Here is a 2,180-nt window from a genome sequence, read left to right on the forward strand (position 1 = left end):
CGCACTCAAACGCGTGAAGTGGTCAGGTTACCATCGCTCGCATCATCCACCGGCCAGCAATTCAGTTGCAAGAGTTCTGAGCGCATGCGCGGCAACCAGAGGGACCACGCCGTTGCCGCAGAGCCGAAGCCGGTCCACCCGGTGGGCCAGCCCATCAGAGCCTCGACGAATGCTGGGTTCAAGGTCCGGCGCGCATCGCAGGTATTGCTCCCAACCGTAGGCGTCGCCAGGACCTGGCGGCCAAGCAGGCCGTTCACCGGCGTGTTCGCCAATGTCGTGGCCCCGTCCTTGTGATCGCGCGCAGTCGGCGTCATCCACATCCGGCTGGCGCTGGTCAGGCCGGCCGCTTTGCGATTGCCCGCGCTCGGCTTGTTGCCGTCGGTTGCCATCGGCGTCGGCCACATCGCGGCCGAGGTCGCCAGGTTCATCCCGTGCTTGCCAGCGGCTTGAGACGGCGTCGGTTTTGTCTGCCGGTTCTCGTTGGCGCTGGCGCGTGGCGTCGGCCAAAGCTGCAGCATTTCCGTCTGGTTCCCACCGCTCGAGCAGGTCCCGGAGCAGGCGCGCTGGGTCGGCCAGTTCGCAGTCCGGTCGGTGCGCGAGGATGAAGAGCCGCTCGCGCTTGTGGGGCGCACCGACTTCCGCCGCCGTGAAGAGGCCTGCCGCAACGCGGTAGCCCATGCCGACCAATCCGCCGGCGACTTCGGGAAAGCCGAGGCGGAGATGATGGGCGACGTTTTCGAGAAAGACGAAGGGTGGCTCGATCTCGCCAATGATGCGCGAGACATGCGGCCAGAGGTGGCGCGGGTCGTCCGCGCCACGGCGCTTGCCCGCGACGGAGAACGGCTGGCACGGATAGCCCGCAGTGACGATGTCCACCGCGCCGCGCCACGGGCGACCGTCGAAGCTGGCAACGTCGTCCCAGACAGGTGCCGGATCCAGGGCCGCCTCTTCCATCCGTGCCACGAGAATGGCCGCGGCGTAGGTTTCCCGTTCGACATGGCCCACAGTTCGATATCCGGGCATGGCGATGGTGAGCCCGAGGTCGAGCCCGCCTGCGCCGGAGCAGAGCGAGAGGCCGAACAGGTCTCCGGCTCGGCAAGCGCGTCCGGAGGAAGGTAGAGCCAGGTCATGCATCGCCTCGGCTCGGGTTGGCCGTCAGATCGGCGAAGGTCTCACCGGTCCCGTCCAACACGGCCTCCTGGCCGGTGAACTGCTGCCAGCGCTGGACCGCGACATCGACATAGGCCGGGTTCAGCTCGATCCCGAGGCAGACCCGGCCCGTGGTCTCCGCCGCGATCAGCGTGGTGCCGGATCCCATGAACGGCTCGTAGACCGCTTGCCCGGGGCTTGAATTGTTGAGGATCGGCCGGCGCATGCATTCGACGGGTTTCTGGGTCCCGTGCACGGTTTCCGCGTCCTGATCCTTGTTGGCGATCTGCCAGAGCGTCGTCTGCTTGCGGTCACCGGCCCAATGACCCTTGCCCGTTTTCTTCACGGCATAGAGGCAGGGTTCGTGCTGCCAGTGATAATCGCCGCGGCTCAGCACCAGGCGATCCTTGGCCCAGATGATTTGCGAGCGGATGTTGAAGCCGGAGGCCTCGAGGCTCTCGGCGACCGTCGTCGCATGCAGCGCGCCGTGCCAGACATAGGCCACGTCGCCCGGGAATAGCGTCCAGGCCTCGCGCCAATCCGCGCGGTCGTCATTCAGCACCTTGCCGGTGCGCTTTGTTGCAGCGGCACCGGCCTTGTTGCGCCAGCCCGGATCGTAGTCGACGCCGTAAGGCGGGTCGGTCACCATCAGAAGCGGTGTCACATCGCCGAGCAGCCGCTCGACGTCCGTGGCCACCGTCGCGTCCCCGCAGAGCAATCGATGCTTGCCCAGCACCCAGAGATCGCCGGGACGGCTGATCGGGGTTTCGGGGGCCTCCGGAACATCGTCCTCGCCTTCGCGGGACGCGGTTTCGGGATCGACCTCACCGGCCAACAGCTCTTCGAGCTCGGCATCGTCGAAGCCGATGAGCGACAGGTCAAAATCCTCGGCCAGCAAGTCGTTCAATTCGGCCGACAGCAGCGCATCATCCCAGCTCGCGAGTTCTGCCAGCTTGTTGTCTGCGATGCGGTAGGCCCGGCGTTGCGCCTCGGTCAGATGCCCGAGCACGATCACCGGGGCCTCGGTCAGC

Annotated in this window: 2 protein-coding genes; both read right to left on the reverse strand. The window is 66.6% G+C overall.

The window, feature by feature from the left end; translation table 11 throughout:
* Window positions 1-42: 42 nt before the first annotated feature.
* Window positions 43-1,134 (reverse strand): DNA cytosine methyltransferase, encoded by a 1,092-nt coding sequence (locus E1297_RS02560; protein ID WP_155133506.1) that lies wholly within the window; start codon window positions 1,132-1,134, stop codon window positions 43-45.
* The coding region (locus tag E1297_RS02565; RefSeq protein WP_155133509.1) for a DNA modification methylase at window positions 1,127-2,180 on the reverse strand (1,054 nt) is incomplete at its 5' end. The genes E1297_RS02560 and E1297_RS02565, both read right to left, overlap by 8 nt.

It is taken from the genome of Roseibium sp. RKSG952 (genome assembly GCF_009711355.1).

Excerpts from the sequence above, each read along its gene's own strand:
- E1297_RS02560 (WP_155133506.1), bottom strand. The coding sequence starts at position 1,134 with ATGCATGACCTGGCTCTACCTTCCTCCGGACGCGCTTGCCGAGCCGGA.